The organism is Rhizobacter koreensis (assembly GCF_013366375.1).
GTDB lineage: Bacteria > Pseudomonadota > Gammaproteobacteria > Burkholderiales > Burkholderiaceae_C > Schlegelella_A > Schlegelella_A koreensis.
The window spans coordinates 163,313-181,464 of record NZ_JABWMJ010000012.1; the positions used below are offsets into that span (position 1 = coordinate 163,313).

Consider the following 18,152-nt stretch of genomic DNA (forward strand, 5'->3'; position numbering starts at 1 on the left):
CCCTCGGCAACGAAGCGTTGAAGGTGGCTTCGTGGTACAGACCCCGAGCCGAGCGCCGAGGCACGCGGCGGACAAGATGTCGCCAAGCCACGTGGATCGTCGACTCGTGGGAGCCGGCCCTGATGAGACGAGTCGGAAACGCTGGCGCCGTCCGACGCGGCGCGCACACACCTCGAGGGCCGTGTGAGCACGCCGTTGGTGGCGCGGGCCCGTCGACGGCGACGGTTCGGCGCGGGTGGCAGCGCCGGTTCGCACCAGGCCGCCGGCATCTGGGCAACGGTCGGAGAGTTTCGCTTTCGACCGCCGCGGCGAACGCGCACAGTGATCGGTCGCATGGCCAACGCAGTGGCCATGCCTGTCCCGGTACTGTTCGAATCCGCGTACCGGCTGGATCTCGCAACCAGCATCGGAACGCCCGTCAGGGACCCGTGGCAGCGACCTAAGAGTTGCTTTGCTGCGACCGGCGAACCCCGGCTAGGCCGGCAAGACAAACGAGTCCGAAAGCGACCATCGCGTAGGTCGCCGGCTCGGGAATGAAGTTGACGCGCAGATTTCCAGACTGAACCGTGACGCCCACCGGATCGATGAAGTACGACAGGTAGGTAGTGACGAGGATCCTCCCGTCGATCAGCGTGAACGGCCCACCGGCCCCATACGGCCCGCCCTGACCCGTTGTGCCGCCAAAGGATCCTGAAATGGGGCCGAGGCTGCCGCCAGCCTCCGTTGTGCTGGGCCGCCAGTCGAGCCACTGCGTATTGCCGGTGTTATTCACCGAGATAACGAACTCGCTGAACCAGCTATCGCCACTGGTTGTGAGTCTCAAATTCGAATACTCGAACCCGGTGATGGTGGCGCTCTGTCCCAGATCGATCACCAACCTGGTGTTCTCGCTGTCATCCGACGCGTCGAAAGCGCCGAGTGCTTTCCAGCCGGCCAGGTTGACATCAACAAAACCGGCGTTCGCATCGAGCGACCCGCCAAGGGTCAGCGCTACGAACGCCACCAAGCTAGGAAGATTCATCTTCATGTAAATGCTCCGTGATCATGCTGTGCTTGTCGCCGGGCACCGAAGGCCCGGCTCGGTTCCCGAGAACTGCGGCGCAGTTCAGGGCGCCGGAAACGCCCGCTGCGCGCCGCGGTCACCATCCGGCTAAGACGTGATCTGCCTTCGACGTGCAGCTCACCAACATCACTCCCCAGCGGCCGGTACCTCCGACGGGTGCCACTTCAAACGCCCGCCGCCCTATTCCGCGCGATGAGCATCGCCGCCATCGCTGCGATCACCAGCAGGATGCTCGACGGCAGTGGAATCGTGCCGCTGAAGGTCACCTGCGCGAAGTTCTGCGCCGCCTGGCCCGCACCGGTGGAGGCTGCCTCGCTGAACAACAAGAGGTCGATCGTGTTCATGCCGCCGGCCGAGAACAACTCGAGCGTGATGTCGTTCGCGCCGACAGCGAAGAGGTCGTTGAACAGGGTCGTCGTCGAACTGCCGAGCGTATTCGTGACCGTGACGAACAAGGTCCCCGCCGCAGTTCCACCACCTATCGCAGACGTGATGCTGTCGAAATCGAAATAGAGAATGAGCGGGCCGCCTCCCAGGAAGGATCCGACGAGGTGCGCCTGGGCGACGGCGCTTGCGCCGGCTGCGCCTGCGAAGCTGTCAGCCTCCGCGGACGTCACCAGCAGCCCATCTGCAGCGAGCCCGACGGAACTGGCAAAGTCGTTCGGCCCCACGACGGTGGCCGTACTCACGAGCGGGAGCGGAGATGGGCTTGCGGCGGAATTGACGTCTGCCATCCCGCCGTTCGTCAATGCGACAGCGGTGGTGTCGTACTGAGCGTTCGTGAAGACGATCGGGGCCGCGGCCGCTCCGTCCAGAACAAGAGCCAAGAAGACCCCTGCCACCATCAACATCTTCTTCATGATCGCCTCCAATGCTGCAATGAAATACGTAACGCAATGTCCATGCCAATCCACGCCATCATCGGACTACGCCCGGCAAGACACCGACAAGCTCTAGTTCCAGTCTGATAGCTCGGTCGAACCTGTAAGACTCACCGACATCACGTTTGCCCTAGTGAGAGCTGATCGATTGACGCGAAGGCCCAGCGCGCATGCGGCTGACGAGGCATCTACAGCAAGGCCACGATGAGCCGACGCAGGTTCGAGACGGCGAAGTACGCCCTGGAGAGGCAGCCACGACGAGAGAAACCTTTCCCGTCGATGAATCACACGTTCGGTGGTCATGATCGTTGCGGCATTGCGCGAGACTGAGAATGCTGACTAGGCGCGCAATCCTGAAACGCACTAACTGATGACGGGTGAGAGCGGCATTTGGACATGACCCGTAGATCGGCAGCGGCTGCCGAGTCGGACCCGGTACATTGCGAAAGCGCCCATAACCGCCATCGGGGTGCACGATCCGTGCTGTAAATTGTCGGACCATTTCCGTCGCGCAGTTGCCCGAGCCTCGCACGGGCCTCCCGAACCTTCATCTGTCTCGACGATCGCGCAACGCAGCCCTGACCGGCTGTCGAGTGGCCGCACAGACTCTTCGAGCGACGACTCAGGATCAACCAGGTGCCGCAAGTGCATTGGGTGCCCTGAATCGACAAGTCTTACCGAGTACCGCCTCGAGTCGTCGGCACAACGGGCAGTTGCCAAGGCTCGGTGACCCCGCACTTGGCACGCGGCAATCCAGGCATCCTCAATGGCAGCGGGACCGCGACGGCCCCGCTGCACTGTCCGCGGCGAAGATCGGCGCCCGGTGGGGCCGGACGCGGACCCGTGTTACCGAATCACTTGCACCTGAGCGCTCGCTACCATCGGCGCCTGCGCTCCGTTGTAGCTGAACTGCCCCGTGACGGTGATCTTGACTTGATTGCCGGCAGGAACACTTCCGAGAGCCGCCTTGTTGAAGGTCGCGACGATCGTCCGGCCGTCGGCTGAGTACGCCGCGGACACTGCAGGCGTACCTTCCGCGCGGACATCACTCACTCCCCATTGCCGCAGATCGTAGCCAGCAGGGACGCTGATGACCGTGGTGACCAAGCCGGCGGCAGTACGAAGATTCAGCGTGCTAGGCACCACTTGCAGGGTGAGCGGCGGAAGATCGATGACTCCGACCGCCAGCGTCTTGGGCGGCTCGACGTTGCCTGCCTTGTCAACCGAGCGGTAGCTGAGCGTGTGCACGCCGTTGCCGCGAATCTGGAAGGGGCCCGCATACCGGGTCGATTGCGGGGCACCGTCGAGCCAGTACTCGGAATATTCCAAGTCATCCGAGGGGCTGTCCGCGTGGGGGTACCCGCTGAGCGTGACTGTCGGCTGGAGGTATGAGCCATTCGATGTAATCGACGAGAGCGCCGCCCTCGTCGACGGCGGCAGGACTTGTACCGGGGGCACTGCGGGTGGGTTTGTCTGCTGCCAGAGATGCGCACCTCTGGGATAGCCATTGATGGCCACTCGCGTCCCCAGCCCGGTATTGGGATGGTTCCCCGCCCGGTGCCAGCGGCCCTTCGCGGCATAGACGACATCGCCCGGGCCTGCGGTGAAGTAGGGCATGCCTTCGATCAGGTAGCCCATCGTGCCTTCGATGATGAACCAGAACTCACCACCATAGACGTGGAAGTGGCCGAGGTCCGTCGCGGGGGGAAGGGATGTCGACTGCCCGCGGATGGCGTTGACGAACAGGCGATCGTTGTTGACGAATTCCTGAGCCGAGGGCGAATCCAGATAGTGGCGGAAGACCGGCTTAGTCGGCTGGCCGGGTCGCGTCCAGACATCCGGGGCATCGATGCGGCTCAGGTACCACGCGTCACCCGCGGGTGGCGGGGGCAGCGTGGCCGAATTTTGAAGGTAGAGGTCGGTATGGTCCGTAACGTAGATCTCGAAGTGGAGCGACGGCGCCGTGCCCACGTTTTTCAGCTTGTACTCGTTGCGGTGCGGAACCTGGATCATGGTCCCCTTCTTGGCCATGAACGTCGGCTGACCCTGGATGGTGACTTCGATGTCGCCCGCCCAGACAATGAAAGCGGTGCGGTGATCCGCCGACAGACTCGGCCTGGTTTCAGTACCGACCGCCATGCCCACATAGTCAGCGGACACGTTGGGCTCGTCGACGATCTTCTGGCGCCAGCTGACCGCGGGGTCTCTGTTGGCGATGACGTCGCTCAGCCTCGTCAACGGCTGGTTCACGCCCGTGTAGGGCGTCAGCTGCGCGGGCTTCGGCGCCCAGCCGAACGTCTGCTGCGCATGAGCTTGCGTCATTCCCACCGTGCTGATCGCTATCGCACCCAGGACAGCCAAACCACGTTTCCACAGATTTTTCACGTTCCCCTCCGAACTTGTAAATCAACGCGCGCCCAGCCCTAGCCCATCATTCGGGCTTGTATGGCTGCGGGGCGGCCGGTCTGGCTTCCTCATTGCGACCGCCGTAGAAAATCGGGCAGCAGCAAGTGCCCGCAGTGTTGCAGTGGGCTCCCGCGCGGCGACTCAGTGTTTGCCCGCGCCGCGACTGAGAAGATGTGATGTCGCTATAAAATTTGCTCAACCCAGGCATGATTCCACCGCTCCAATCGATCATTTCCCGGCTGCACGTGAAACAGCTGCGGCTTCTCGTTGCGCTCGGCGAGCACGGCTCGCTGCTGAAGGCTTCGCAGCAGGTCGCGCTGACGCAACCGGGCGCGAGCAAGGCGTTGCAGGAGATCGAGACGACCTTCGGTACACCGCTGTTCGTTCGCACCAACCGGGGCCTCGAGCCCAATGCGGTGGGGCATTGCGTGATCCGCTATGCGCACCTGATCCAGACCGATCTCGCACACCTGCGCGAAGAGATCGTCGGCGTTCTGCGCGGCCAGGGCGGTCGTGTGGCAGCCGGCGTCATCATGGGCGCGGTGCCGCTGCTCACCAATGCCGTTTCCGTGCTCGTTGGCCGGCAGCCCGACCTGTCCGTCGAGATCGTCGAGGACACCAGCGCCGCCCTGCTGGCACAGATCGATGCCGGCCGGCTCGACCTGGCGATCTGCCGCACGTCCATCACTCAGGCACCGCAGGTCTACGACAGCGTCAGGCTGCAGGAGGAAACGCTCGCGGTGATCGCCAACGTCGGCCATCCGCTGCGGCGGGCGAAGAAAGTCACCCTGCACGAGCTGGCGCCATACCGATGGGTGATGTACCGCGCGAACATGCCGATGCGGGTCTTGCTCGAAGGCGAATTTCGCAACTGCGGAATTCGGTTTCCGCAGCACCTGCTCGAGACGACCTCCGCGTTCGCGACGCTGGCGCTGCTGCAGGCCAACCCGTCGTTCGTGGCTCTGGTGTCGATCGAAGTCGCGCAGTTCTTCGCGCACCACGAGATGTCGTGCATCCTGCCGCTGGCCCTGACATCGCAAAGCGAACCCTATGAGCTCGTCACCCGCAAGGGGGCGCCGGCTCAGCCCGCCGCGAAACTGCTGATCGACGAATTGCTCAGTCGCCGGTCCTGAAGCATTCGGCATCGGCCGTTCGACGCACTCGCCCAGGCGATGGTCGACGCGACTGCAATTGATGGTGGTTTCGGCAGACTCGTGCTATAAGGAACGCTCATTGCTAATACTTACTGCCATGGCACTCATCAATTACATCACTCAGATCCAATTCGAGTTCGGCGCCATCGGCCTGCTCAGACAGGAATGCGAGCGGTTCGGCATCCGCCGTCCGCTGATCGTGACGGACCGGGGCGTGAAAGCGGCGGGCATCATCGACACGGTCCTCGACGCGCTCGCGCATGAGGGCCCGGTCGCCCTTTACGACGGCACGCCGTCAAACCCGAACGAGGCTGCCGTGCGCGAGGCGGTGGCCGCGTACCGGGAGGGCAATTGCGACGGCATCGTCGCCGTGGGCGGCGGCTCGTCCATCGATCTGGCCAAGGGCGTCGCCGTGTGCGCGACACACGACGGCCCGCTGCAAAGCTTTGCCGTGATCGAAGGCGGGCTCGATCGCATCACCTCGCGCACGGCACCCGTCATCGCCGTCCCGACGACGGCCGGCACCGGCAGCGAAGTGGGCCGCGGCGCGATCCTCATCCTCGACGACGGCCGCAAGGTTGGCGTGATCTCGCCCTTCGTCGTGCCCAAGGTCGCGATCTGCGACCCGGCGCTGACGATGGGCCTGCCGCCGCAGCTGACGGCGGCGACGGGAATGGATGCGATCGCGCATTGCATCGAGACGTTCCTCGCGCCGGCATTCAACCCCCCTGCGGACGGCATCGCGCTCGATGGGCTGTGGCGCGCATGGCGCCACATCGAGCGTGCAACGCGCGACGGCAGCGACCGCGACGCGCGGCTGAACATGATGAGCGCGTCGATGCAAGGCGCGCTGGCGTTCCAGAAGGGGCTCGGCTGCGTGCACAGCCTGAGCCACTCGCTCGGCGGCATCAATCCGCGGCTGCACCACGGCACGCTGAACGCGATCTTCCTGCCGGCCGTGATTGCCTTCAACGAGCCCGCCGACTCGGTGCGTAAAGAAAACAAGCTCGACCGGCTGGCCCAGACGATGGGCCTGGCCAGCGGGGCCGAGGTGGGGCCCTCGGTGCGCGCGATGACCGAGCGGCTCGGCATGCCCACGGGCCTGGCCCAACTGGGCGTGACGCGGGCGATGTTCCCCGACATCGTCCGGGGCGCCCTGAAGGACCACAGCCATCGGACCAATCCACGCGTTGCGTCCGACACCGATTACGAAGCGATGCTCGAAGCGAGCATGTAAGGAAGCAGCAGGACATGTTTAAGAACCTCATTGGCGGCGAGTGGGTCGAAGGCGCTCGCGTCTCGCGCAACATCAACCCCTCGGACACGCGCGACGTCGTTGGCGAGTTCGCGCAGGCCGACGCGGCCCAAGCTACACAGGCGATCGCCGCAGCCACTCAGGCGCAGTCCGCCTGGGGCCTGTCCACGCCGCAGCAGCGGTTCGACATCCTCGACGCCGCCGGCGCCGAGATCCTCGCGCGCAAGGCAGAACTGGGCGACCTGCTCGCCCGCGAGGAAGGCAAGACGCTGCCCGAGGCCATCGGCGAGGTGGTACGGGCCGGCAACATCTTCAAGTTCTTCGCGGGCGAAGCGCTGCGTATCGGCGGCGAGGTGGTTCCTTCCGTGCGCCCGGGTGTCGGCGTGGAAGTCACCCGCGAGCCCATGGGCGTCGTGGGCCTGATCACGCCCTGGAACTTTCCCATCGCGATCCCCGCCTGGAAGATCGCTCCGGCCCTCGCCTGCGGCAACGCCGTGGTGATCAAGCCGGCCGATCTCGTGCCGGGCAGTGCCTGGGCCATCGCCGACATCCTGCACCGCGCGGGCCTCCCGGCCGGCGTATTGAACCTGGTGATGGGCCGCGGCTCCGAAGTCGGCCAGGTGCTGCTGAACGACAAGCGCGTAAACGCAATCAGCTTCACCGGCTCGGTCGCCACCGGCCAGCGCATCGCGCAGGCTTGTATCGCGCGTATGGCCAAGTTCCAGCTCGAGATGGGTGGCAAGAACCCGATGGTGGTGCTCGACGATGCCGACCTCGACGTCGCGGTGAGCGCGGCGCTGAACAGCGGCTTCTTCTCCACCGGCCAGCGCTGCACGGCCTCCTCTCGCCTGATCGTCACCGAAGGCATTCACGACCGCTTCATCGCTGCCATGGCCGAAAAGATGAAAGCGCTGAAGGTCGACGACGCGCGAAAGAAGGGCACCGACATCGGCCCCGTGGTCGACGACAAGCAGCTCGCGCAGAACCTCGAGTACGTCGCGATCGCGAAGGCCGAAGGCGCCAGGTTGGTGGCGGGTGGCGAGGCGATCGACAGCAACAGCGATGGTGCGCCCGGCTACTACATGCGCCCTGCCCTGTTCGCCGAGACCACGGCACCGATGCGCATCAACCGCGAAGAGGTGTTCGGGCCCGTGGTGAGCGTCATCCGCGCGAAGAACTACGAGGAGGCGCTGGCCCTGGCCAACGACACCGAGTTCGGCCTCTCCGCCGGCATCGCCACGACCTCGCTCAAGTACGCCACGCACTTCAAGCGCCACGTGCAGGCCGGCATGGTGATGGTGAACCTGCCGACCGCGGGTGTGGACTACCACGTGCCCTTCGGCGGCCGCAAGGGCTCGAGCTACGGACCACGCGAGCAAGGCCGCTACGCCGCGGAGTTCTACACGACCGTCAAGACCGCCTATACGGCCGCCTGAACGGGGGCCAAGCTCGCCCTCGACAGGAGAGGACCTCAGTGAAGCGTGGAAGAGCAATCGCCGCAGCGTCGATGATCATCGCGCTGCTTGCCTCCGGCACCCTGTATGCGAGTCATAGTGACATCGCATTCAGCCCGGCGGTGCCGCGCTTGGGCGGCCTGGTGACGGAGATCGGCGCGCCGGACGGCAACGGCGGCGTCCACCGCTTTCGCGCGCGGCAAGTCGGCCCCTACTACGCGCCGGCCAACTTCCCCCCGGGCAAGCTGCGCGGCTGGCGGCTGACGTTCGTCGGAGGCGAGCGCTTTGCCAAGACGTTCGAGGTGATGAGCAACACCGACCACGAGTTCGTGGTGAAAGCGCTCGATGTTCCGCTGGACGGCGTTGCGATTAACGATATGTTCATCGTGGAGGACATCAACTCGGCGGAGCCCATCAACAATTCGGGGGAACCCACCAAATGAAGTGGAGCGGCACGGTCGCTGCGTTCCTGCTCGTCGTTTCTTCGAGCCTGATGGCGCAAGAAGGCGGCCGCACCCCCTCCGACGTGGTCGACGCGTTCCACAAAGCCCTGCGCAACCTCGACACGGCGGGCGCCCTTTCACTCCTGGATCGCGGACTGGTGGTGTACGAGTTCGGCCTGGTGGACCCGACAGTCGAGGCCTACGGGCTGCGTCACATGCCTCATGACATGGACCTCGCCAGGGCGACGTCGTGGAAGCTCGAATCGCGCCGCACCGGTGGCGAGGGTAACGATGGCTGGGTACTGAGCACCTACCGGGTGACGGGCAAGACGGTCGACAGCAGACCGATCGACCACACCACCCTCGAGACGGTGATCTTGCGCCGCAGCGGCGCGAACTTTCGCATCGTGCACATCCACTGGTCGACGAGCGACCCGGACTTCCAGGCGGAGATACAGCGGCAGAGGCAGTCAGAGGATCCGCCGGCCGCGAAGCGCTGACTGCGCGGCTGTTCCCTGATTCGACCACCGCTGAGCAAGAATCCACGGGCCCAGCGTCGTATACGCCACCATCAGCGCGAGGATGGGAACTTGGCTCTGGATCGCCTTGGCAGGACCATCCGCAGAGCCACCACGCCGGGGACGCGCCGGCTTTGATGTCGTAGCCGTGCAGATGGAGCTGGATCGGGCGGTCGGTGGAGAACCTCAGCTCGTCCCCTCGCCGCGCCGCACACGCAACGTGTTGTTCGTCGACTCGAGCCGACCGTTCCTGAGCGATGGATCGAAGGCTTTGTCGCCCGGCTTGGCGGTGAGCGCCGCTTGGGCGAGACCGGCCGCGGCACGGCCGCCCGCGAGTCGCTTGAACGGATTTCGTCTCGAACGATTCATGAGCCGCAGGCCGAGTCCGGTGCAGCAGACGCGAGCGGCCCGCCCTCGCGATGAGGGCGGGCCGCCGGTTGGAACAGTTGCCTGGTCCAGTTTCCGGATCAAGGCTCCAGTGGCGGGACAGGGGGTTGGGGGCTCACTGGGACATTGGGTGAACCCACGGGGAAGCCGCTGATTTGCACCGCCGTCGAGAACCCAGCACCAGCGTGGGACCATTGGTGCGAGCGGCCCTTCGGAACATAGACGATATCGCCCGCGTCTGCGACAAAGGGGTTCAGGCCTTCGATCGAGGAGGCGATCTGACCCTCCATGACGAACCAGAATTCACCACCATGCAGATGGAAGTGCGCCGGGTCTGTGGGCGGAGGCATGCCGCGGATGGCCTGAACGATCAACTGAGGATCATTTACCATCAGAAAGCTTCCTGGGGTAGTAATGAAGTTGCGGGAAACCGGCTGGCCCTGTGTCGCATAGCTTTGGGCATTCGAGCCGAAGTTTTCGGCGGTCTGGTACCACTCGGTGCCCTGAGGGGGCCGTGGCAGACTATTTCCGTCGGCTGCCGGATAAATGACGACACGCCTTGCATTCAAGATCTCGAAGTGCAGCGACGGCGTTGAACCCACGTTCGTCAGGGTAAAGTTGTTGCGCAACGGAACCCGAATGATTTGACCCTTGGTGGCGGTAAACGTCGTCTGACCCGGGATGGCGACTTGAACCGACCCTTCCCAGACGATGATTGCGGTTTGGTGATCCGCCACCCGCCTCGTCCTCGTCACATCACCTGGCCTCAAGCCCACCCACGCGGCTTTCAGGCTGGAATCATCGACGACCTGGTGGCGCCAGCTTACCGACGGGTTCTTGTCCGCGAGGACGTCGCTCACCTTCGTCAACGGCTTGTGCGGGCTCACGTACGGCGGCGGAACTGTCGGCTTTGGCGTCCAGGCTCTGGCCTGTGCAAGAGCCTCGGTGACCCCCAGCGTGCTGATCGCTATCGCACCCAGGATAGCCAATCCACCTTTCCAAAAATTTCTCACGTTCTTCTCCTAACTTCGTAAATGAATCAGTTCGCCGCCGCTGCGGTGAGGGTCCGGACGATCCAAGCCGGCAAGGGCCGGCGACGGATCAATGCCTACCGAATTACTTGCACCAGAGTGCTCGCCGCCAGTGGCGCCTGCGCGCCGTTGTAGTTGAACTGCCCGGTGACCGTGATGTTGACGCCACTGCCGGCAGGGACGCTTGCAAAGGCCGCCTTGTTGAATGTCGCAACGATCGATCGGCCGTCGGCTGAGTACGCCGCGGACACTGCAGGCGAGCCTTGCGCGCGGATGTCAGCCACCCCCCATGCGCGCAGGTCGTAGCCCGCAGGAACGGTGATGACCGTGGTTACGAGTCCACCGGCGCGAAGATTCAAGATGCTGGGCACCACTTGCAGGGTGAGCGGCGGAAGATTGACGACGGCGAGCGTCACCGCCTTGGGATCCTCGACATTGCCCGCCTGGTCCACCGAACGGTACACAAGGGTGTGCTGGCCGTTGCCGCTGATCTGGAACGGGCCCGTATACCGGACGGGTGTCGGAGCACCGTCGAGCCAGTACTCGGTGTAGGCCATGCCATCTTCGGTGCTGTTCGCGTCCGGATAGGCGGGCAGCTTTACCGTCGGCTGGAGGTACCAGCCGTTCGTCGTCGGGTTCGGAAGCATCGGCGTGGTCGTCGGCGGCGTGTTGACGACCGTGAATGCGAACTGGTTGGTGCTGGCGGTGTTGTTCGGCCGTGGGAGGTGATGAGCACCGTAGCGATAGCCGTTGATGGCAATCCGCGTCCCGAAGTCGGTCCCATGGGTCCCCATCCTGTGCCAGCGCATCGGCGGGTTGTAGATGATGCTGCCCGCTTCCGCGAACGAGTATGGGGAGCCTTCCTTCAAGAAGCCGACCGTACCTTCGATGACGAACCAGAACTCCTCACCATAGACGTGGAAATGTCCGATGTCTGGGTTCGTCGGAGCGTTCGCGTTACCCCTTTCGCGGATGGCGTTCATGAAGAACCGGTCATCCCTGACGAATTCCCCGGAGGAGGGGCTGTCCAGATAGTGGCGGAAAAAGTTGAAGTTCGCGTTCTGGGCGGGCAATCGCGTAAACGTATCGGGCGCACCAATTTGACTCAAGGTCCACTGCTGGCCTGGCGGCAGCGCGGACACCGTTGCCGCGGTTTCCGGGTAAATCAGGGTGGGGAAATCTTCCATTTCCTTGGGGAAGACCTCGAAGTGCAGCGACGGCGTCGTGCCCACGTTCTTCAACTGGTACTCCAGGCGGGCCGGAACCTGGATCATGGTCCCCTTCTTGGCCATAAGCGTCGGCTGACCCTGGACGGTGACTTCAATCGAACCCTCCCAGACGATGAAGCCAATGCGGTGATCCGACGACAAGCGCTTCCTCGTCGAATCGCCTACCTTCAAACCCACGTAGTAGGCTCTCAGGTTCTGGCCTTCGACGACCTTCTGGCGCCAGCTTACCAAGGGGTCTTTACCCGCCTTGACGTCAGCCACCGTCGTAACTTCCTTGTTAAGGAAACCATTGATCTCGTAAGGCGACGCCACGATCCTTGGCGACCAGTAATTCTGGGCATGAGCTTGCGTCATCGCCACGGTGTTGATCGCTATCGCACCCAGGATAGCCAACCCACCTTTCCAGATATTTCTCACGCTCTTCTCCTTGCTTGAAAATGAATCACCGCACGCCCAGATCTGGCCCACCATGGAGGCTCTTGATTGATAGGGCAGTCGAAGGTACAGCTTCCTTATCGTGACCGCCGTAGAGACTTGCTCGGCTGCAGGTCTTCGCAGTGTTGCAGTTTGCTAGCGCAGCAAGTCAGTGTTTGCCCGCACCGCAACTGAGAAGATGTGATGTCGCTATAACGATTGCGCGACCCAGGCACGAGCCCACCGCTCTGCTCGATCATCTCCCGGTCCATTTGAATATCCTTGCGGCTGCTTGTCGCGCTTGACCGAACTCAAACGAGGCTGCCGTGGGCAGCAAAAACAAAAGCGCGGCGCAAGGGACAAGTCCTTTGCGATCCGCGCCTGTAAGCTCGCCGGGCCCCCAGCCGAACAGCTACCGCATGCCGACCTTACGGCCGGCATGCTGGCAACCTGCTACACCGTACGGGTAGCGACGGACGCCATAGCGATCAAGGCATCCGTCATTGCTCGACCCATCCCGTGCTGACTGAACCCGCCGGCCGCTTCGCCGCCGGCGTAGAGGCCGGGAATGGGCTTGCCGGACAAGTCGAGGACCTCGCGTTTGCCATTGATGCGCAGGCCCGACCTCGCATCGTGGAGCGTCGGCGTCGCCCAGGCGGCATAGAAGGGGCCCCTCTCGATCCTGAATTGCGGGGAGGGTTTGCCGAAGTCGTTGTCCGTACCCCCCACATAGCTGTTGTACCGCGCCACGGTGGCGGCCAAGGCCGCCGGCGAGACGGGAATCCGCTGCTGCGGCATGACGATCTTCGCCGCCAGCTCTTCCAGCGTGTTTGCCGAAAAGAAGAATCCATCCGGATCGACGACAGGCGGATTCACATTCATGTTCCTGCGCTGCCGGGCAGCGTCATCGAAGATGAACCAGATCGGCCCGCCGCCGTTCATGCCGTCGCCGGGTGAAGCCAAGGCGGCGTCGAGAAAGGCGTTCGCTTCGGGGTTGTAGGCGAGCTTCGCGAGGTTCTTGTAGTCCCATTGCGTGTACGAGGGAACCTGTCCGGCGCTGTTCGTCGGGAACTGACCGGCCATTTCGTTGTAGAAGCGGAGGTTCTGGTTCTGGGGATCAAGGCCCGCCTTGGCCTTGATCAAGATGCCGTCCTGGAAGTTCACGGTGATTCCCGTGGCTTTCACCTTTCCTTCCAAGAAGGGTTTGCTCTGCAGCCCCCAATTGAGGAACGTGTAGTTATGCTGCGTTCCGACCTTGCCCGCCTTGGTGACGTTGGTGCCGATCTCGGCCATGTGGTTGTACGCGCCCGCGATGGCCGCGCCGACGTTCATCCCTGCGAAGATGCCGCTGGCGTCTTGGAACGACCAGGGCTCGCCGGCGACGCTGATGTACTCCGCCCCGAGACGTGGATCGAACATCTGGCGGTAATGCTGATTCCCTTGCCCGCCCCCGGTCGCAATGAAGACGCCCTTGCGTGCCTGAATCTGGATGGTGCCGCCGTTATATGAAGCCGTGACCCCGGCCACCCCCCCGGCCCCTTTGGCCCGGTCCAGCGTCAGCAAACGGCAGTTCAGCAGGATCGTCGCGCCCTTTGCCACGGCCGAGTTGTAGAGCGGATAAGCGGCCCCAGGCCCTTCCGACGTCGTCGCTCCGGACCCGCTTCCCACCAGTCCAGTCCGCGCCGATTCGTATTTCAGGAGGGCCGTGTGCATCATCCGGTTGAACGAGTTGCCGACTTCGTTGCCGCCGGTGTTGTCGGGCGTGGTTCTTGTGAACACGACCCCGTTGCGGCTCAGGAAGTCTTGCAGGCCGGTGTTGAAGTTGGCATACCACCGGATGACCTCGTGGTCGTTGTAGCGGTAGCTCGGAAAGCCGTTCGGCTGGACGACGGTCCAGTCGGTCAGATCCCTATACAGGATGTCCGGCGTGTCCCCAAGGCCGGCCAACATCTGGGCAGGGGAGCCGCCCCCGATCGGAATGTTGCCCGAGTTGACGATCATGCGTCCCCCGAATCGCGATTGCGCCTCGAGGACGACGACCGAGAGGCCCAGTTCTCTGGCGCGAACCGCGGCGGCCAGGCCCGCTGCGCCGGCACCGCAGATGACCACGTCGGCCATGTACTTTGCGGTGCCGCTCTGGGCCTGGGCAAGGTTCGGCGCAAGGGTGGTGCTGCCCACCCCTGCTGCGGCGGCGATGCCGGCAGCGCCCTTCAGTAATGAGCGACGGTTGACTTCCATTTACGGTCTCCTCTTTGAGTTTCTGAAGCGGCGCAGGTTTGACAAGTCCATGGCAGTTCACGAAGGTGGCAAGGGGCTTCCATCGTGACCGCCGTAGAGACTTGCTCCACAGCAAGTGCTCGCAGTGTTGCCGTCTGTGCCCGCGGGGCGCCTCAGTGTTTGCCCGCGCCGCAACTGAGAAGATGTGATGTCGCTATAACCATTGCACAACCCTGGAATGGCCAGTCCGATCCACACTTCGGGACCGTCGATGAAGCAGTTCGCAGATGAGCGGTCGCGAGGCGGGCGCACTGCGTTCCCCTGCGGGTGGCGACTCATCGCGCTCGCCAGACGCCGTGCACAGCGACAGAGTGCACGACATCTGCTGGGGCGCGAAGCATGCAACGCACTCGGTCGGCGGCAGGTTAAATGAACCGGAAGCGCCAGGCGGACGGAATCACGACCGGCTCGTGATACAACTAGCGCTCATTCCCGGCAACCGGCAGTCCGGTCAAAGCGACGAACGGTCTGACCTCTCGATCGTGACCGACCGGGCGACGGGGCGCCGATCGTCACGAGTGCTTCGGTCGCCACGAAGTTCGATCGACGGGCGCCGCGAGCAAGGCCGCGACGCCGCGGCGTTTTACACAACGATTAGCACAGTGATTGCCGCCGTCTGATTTCCACACTCATGGAGGAGCAGTGATGACACAAAAAAGAGTCGCCATCGTTACGGGCGCGGGCAGCGGAATCGGCAAGTGCGCGTCGCTCGCGCTGCTGAGGGACGGCTACCACGTCGGCCTGGTGGGCCGGCGCAGGGAGATGCTCGAGAAGACCGCGGCCGAATCCGGCGCGGAGGATCGCGCGCTGGTGCTGGCCGCCGACATCACCCGGGATGCCGACGTCGAGCGAGTGTTTTCCAAAGTGAAGAGCAAGTTCGGCCGGCTTGACGTGCTGTTCAACAACGCCGGCATGGGCGCTCCCGCGGTACCGATGGAAGACCTGCCGATCGAGACCTTCCGCGAGGTGGTGAACCTCAACCTGGTGGCGATGTTCATGTGCACCCAGCACGCCATCCGCATCATGAAGGCGCAGACCCCGAAGGGCGGCCGCATCATCAACAACGGGTCGCTCTCGGCGCACGTGCCGCGGGCGCTGTCGGTGGCTTACAGCGCCACCAAGCATGCGGTCACTGGCCTGACCAAGTCCATCTCGCTCGATGGCCGCGATCACGACATCGCCGGAAGTCAGATCGACATCGGCAATGCGCTCACCGAACTGGCCACGGGCATGAGCACCGAGCCGATGATGGACGTGAAGTACGCCGGCGCAGCCGTGCTGCACATGGCCAACCTGCCGCTCGATGTGAATGTTCAGTCCATGGCCATCATGGCCACGAAAATGCCGTTCATCGGCCGCGGCTAGGCCGGGAGGCCGGGCGGCATAGCCGCCGACGGTGCCGCGCTGGCGAATGGATGTTCGGCTCACGGCACGTTCCCGGGGCACCGTCCTGGCCGGTCAGGCCGGCCCGCGCGCCGCCACCGGTTGAGCCGGTTCTGCTGTATCTCAGATGCACGCCCAGCTAAGGCCTGCCATCTGTTCACCCCGCTTGATGCATGTTCGCTCGACCAGTCGCGAGCGCGGATGGCGTGACCGCGGACCCGGCGCAGGACCTTCACCCGTCCAACCTCTTCAAGTACGGCATCATGAAACGCGCAGCGACAATGGAGCTATCACGATGCTGAACGAAAAGACGGACCCGCGCCGGGTGCTGGTGGTCGGCGGCACCAGCGGCATTGGCGCGGCCATCGGCGCGGCCTTCGTCGCCGCAGGCGATGCGGTGACGATCACCGGTGCGACGCCGGACGAGGTGGCGGCCGCGCGCGATGAGCCGGCGCTGGCCGGCGCGTCGCTTGCGCCTCTCGACGTGCGTGATGGTGCTGCGGTCGAGGCACTCATCGGCGGCCTCGAATCACTCGACGTGCTCGTCAACTGTGCCGGCGTGATCCGGCGCGGCGCCGAGCACGACCCCACGGTGTTCGCCCAGGTGGTCGACATTAACCTGGTCGGTACCATGCGCTGCTGCAGCAGTGCGCGGCCGCTGCTGGCGCAGCGGCGCGGCTGCATCGTCAACACCGCGTCCATGCTCAGCTTCTTCGGCGGCGGCCTGGTGCCCGGCTACAGCGCCAGCAAAGGCGGCATTGCGCAGCTCACGAAGAGCCTGGCGATCGCCTTCGCTGCCGACGGCATTCGGGTGAATGCGATTGCGCCCGGCTGGATCGCCACACCGCTGACGCAGGCGCTGCAGGACGACCCGGCGCGAGCGGCGCCGATCCTGGCGCGCACCCCGATGGGCCGCTGGGGCACACCCGAGGACATCGCCGGGCCGGTGCTGTTCCTCGCGAGCACCGGGGCGCGCTTCGTCACCGGCGTCGTGCTGCCGGTCGACGGCGGCTACCTCATTGCTTGACCTTTCCCAAACTCTTCAACCGACCTTTCGACGGAGCGGCTCTCATGGATGACAAGTGGCAACCCTATCGACACCCGATGCCCAAGGAGTCGCCGCCCGAGTTGCTGGTGCCCGACGTGATTCCGCACGACGAGCGTATCTGGGTCCCGGTAGAGGACAACGTGTGGTTCCGGCCGCTGTGTCTGTCGGCCTCGCGCGGGTACTGGATGAACCTGCTGCGCGTTCGACGCGCCGGCGTTCTGTCGCGGCACCGGCATCCCCAGCCGGTGCACGGCTACGTGCTGAAAGGCGAGTGGCGCTATCTGGAGCACGACTGGGTTGCGCGCGAAGGAGGCTATGTCTATGAAGCGCCCGGCGAAACCCACACGCTGGTCGTCGATCCGCACGTGGACGAGATGATCACGCTGTTCCAGGTCAACGGGGCGATGATCTACTGCGATCCCGATGGGCGCTGCACCGGCTACGACGATGTCTTCACGCGCATCGACAAGTGCCGCGCGCACTACCGCGCCGTGGGCCTCGGCGAGGGCTACATCGACCAGTTCATTCGCTGAGGGTCGATCGGCCGCGCGAAGTCCTCGGTCCGGGGCCGGTCGGACGCTCTCATCGAACCAGCTGCGCCGATCCTGTGCGTCGGGCCGCGACGGCCTGCCGTCGGATCCAGTCCATAGGCAGTGCTGCGGGGTGCCGCAGCACTGCCTCATCCCGACGCCGGCGCCGGCTTTCTTCAGGACGGCGCCATGGGCGATGCATCGATGACGACCATGCCAGTTCGCATCTCGCTGGCGGTAGGGGCCTGAACCCGGACGCTGCCAGTTGGCCAGCACCAGCCGTGAGTTCAGGCGGCATACCCATGTGAGAAGAGCGAAAAGGGGACGCCAACCTCGGCGTCCCCTTCGATCTTCAGGCACCGCTTCTCGGCATGCCTTCCAGGACCCGCCGCACGGCCGACGGTCCCGGGCAGAACCCGTTCAGGGCTTGAACGTGTAACCCGGCTTGATCGCGACGTCCGCAGGGATGGGCTGCAGGTCGGCAAACAGCGCCGGATATTTCTGCATCACGCTGAGGATGTACTTGGGTTCGATGTGCTTGTTCACGTCGAACGTGAGAGCCGGCTCCGCTGGTTTGAACACGCAGCGGCCTGAGTTAAGTGGATTGGCTGCGGTTTGAAGTTCTTCAATCCCGGGCCCCTGCCAGGCCGCCGGAGGCGCCCCGGTTGAGCCCCTGTAC

General features: G+C 64.2%; 15 protein-coding genes. 8 read left to right on the forward strand and 7 right to left on the reverse strand.

Annotated elements, in window-relative coordinates:
• Positions 1-439: 439 nt before the first annotated feature.
• From HQN59_RS21695 to HQN59_RS21705, 3 genes are all read right to left on the reverse strand, one after another.
• Positions 440-1,027: a PEP-CTERM sorting domain-containing protein gene (locus tag HQN59_RS21695; protein WP_176071208.1), complete on the reverse strand. Its 588-nt coding sequence runs from the start codon at positions 1,025-1,027 to the stop codon at positions 440-442.
• A 200-nt stretch (positions 1,028-1,227) separates the two neighbouring features.
• The gene (locus HQN59_RS21700; RefSeq protein ID WP_176071209.1) at positions 1,228-1,923 is read right to left on the reverse strand and encodes a hypothetical protein; all 696 of its coding nucleotides are present in this window, start codon (positions 1,921-1,923) and stop codon (positions 1,228-1,230) included.
• 867 nt (positions 1,924-2,790) lie between these two features.
• The gene (locus tag HQN59_RS21705; protein ID WP_176071210.1) at positions 2,791-4,329 is read right to left on the reverse strand and encodes a cupin domain-containing protein; all 1,539 of its coding nucleotides are present in this window, start codon (positions 4,327-4,329) and stop codon (positions 2,791-2,793) included.
• 227 nt (positions 4,330-4,556) lie between these two features.
• Here HQN59_RS21705 and HQN59_RS21710 point away from each other — a divergent pair, with 227 nt between their 5' ends.
• The 5 genes from HQN59_RS21710 to HQN59_RS21730 all read left to right on the forward strand — a co-directional run bounded on the left by HQN59_RS21710 (position 4,557) and on the right by HQN59_RS21730 (position 9,156).
• Positions 4,557-5,483 (forward strand): LysR family transcriptional regulator, encoded by a 927-nt coding sequence (locus HQN59_RS21710; RefSeq protein ID WP_176071211.1) that lies wholly within the window; start codon positions 4,557-4,559, stop codon positions 5,481-5,483.
• 118 nt (positions 5,484-5,601) lie between these two features.
• Positions 5,602-6,741: an iron-containing alcohol dehydrogenase gene (locus tag HQN59_RS21715; protein ID WP_176071212.1), complete on the forward strand. Its 1,140-nt coding sequence runs from the start codon at positions 5,602-5,604 to the stop codon at positions 6,739-6,741.
• 14 nt (positions 6,742-6,755) lie between these two features.
• Positions 6,756-8,195, forward strand: a complete 1,440-nt coding sequence (locus HQN59_RS21720; protein WP_176071213.1) for an aldehyde dehydrogenase family protein — start codon at positions 6,756-6,758, stop codon at positions 8,193-8,195.
• A gap of 71 nt (positions 8,196-8,266) precedes the next feature.
• Entirely contained in the window at positions 8,267-8,656 is a 390-nt protein-coding gene (locus HQN59_RS21725; protein ID WP_176071214.1) for a hypothetical protein, read from the forward strand.
• Positions 8,653-9,156, forward strand: coding sequence for a nuclear transport factor 2 family protein (locus HQN59_RS21730; protein ID WP_176071215.1), 504 nt, complete (start codon positions 8,653-8,655; stop codon positions 9,154-9,156). Before HQN59_RS21725 ends, HQN59_RS21730 begins: the two co-directional genes overlap by 4 nt.
• Before the next feature lie 485 nt (positions 9,157-9,641).
• Here the strand turns inward: HQN59_RS21730 and HQN59_RS26915 are convergent, their stop codons facing one another.
• The 3 genes from HQN59_RS26915 to HQN59_RS21745 all read right to left on the reverse strand — a co-directional run bounded on the left by HQN59_RS26915 (position 9,642) and on the right by HQN59_RS21745 (position 14,473).
• Positions 9,642-10,574, reverse strand: coding sequence for a cupin domain-containing protein (locus HQN59_RS26915; protein ID WP_176071216.1), 933 nt, complete (start codon positions 10,572-10,574; stop codon positions 9,642-9,644).
• A 95-nt stretch (positions 10,575-10,669) separates the two neighbouring features.
• Positions 10,670-12,292: an OmpL47-type beta-barrel domain-containing protein gene (locus tag HQN59_RS21740; RefSeq protein ID WP_176071217.1), complete on the reverse strand. Its 1,623-nt coding sequence runs from the start codon at positions 12,290-12,292 to the stop codon at positions 10,670-10,672.
• A 396-nt stretch (positions 12,293-12,688) separates the two neighbouring features.
• A complete protein-coding gene (locus tag HQN59_RS21745; RefSeq protein WP_176071227.1) occupies positions 12,689-14,473 on the reverse strand; it encodes an FAD-dependent oxidoreductase in 1,785 nt (594 codons plus the stop codon).
• Positions 14,474-15,157: 684 nt separating this feature from the next.
• Here HQN59_RS21745 and HQN59_RS21750 point away from each other — a divergent pair.
• The 3 genes from HQN59_RS21750 (at position 15,158) to HQN59_RS21760 (ending at position 17,476) form a co-directional block, all read left to right on the forward strand.
• Positions 15,158-15,877, forward strand: a complete 720-nt coding sequence (locus tag HQN59_RS21750) for an SDR family oxidoreductase (RefSeq protein WP_176071228.1) — start codon at positions 15,158-15,160, stop codon at positions 15,875-15,877.
• A 313-nt stretch (positions 15,878-16,190) separates the two neighbouring features.
• Positions 16,191-16,922 (forward strand): SDR family NAD(P)-dependent oxidoreductase, encoded by a 732-nt coding sequence (locus tag HQN59_RS21755; RefSeq protein WP_176071218.1) that lies wholly within the window; start codon positions 16,191-16,193, stop codon positions 16,920-16,922.
• A 44-nt stretch (positions 16,923-16,966) separates the two neighbouring features.
• Entirely contained in the window at positions 16,967-17,476 is a 510-nt protein-coding gene (locus tag HQN59_RS21760) for a 2,4'-dihydroxyacetophenone dioxygenase family protein (RefSeq protein ID WP_176071219.1), read from the forward strand.
• A 417-nt stretch (positions 17,477-17,893) separates the two neighbouring features.
• Here the strand turns inward: HQN59_RS21760 and HQN59_RS25855 are convergent.
• Positions 17,894-18,152 (reverse strand): hypothetical protein (locus HQN59_RS25855; protein WP_217704249.1); only part of this gene is annotated, 259 nt, incomplete at its 5' end.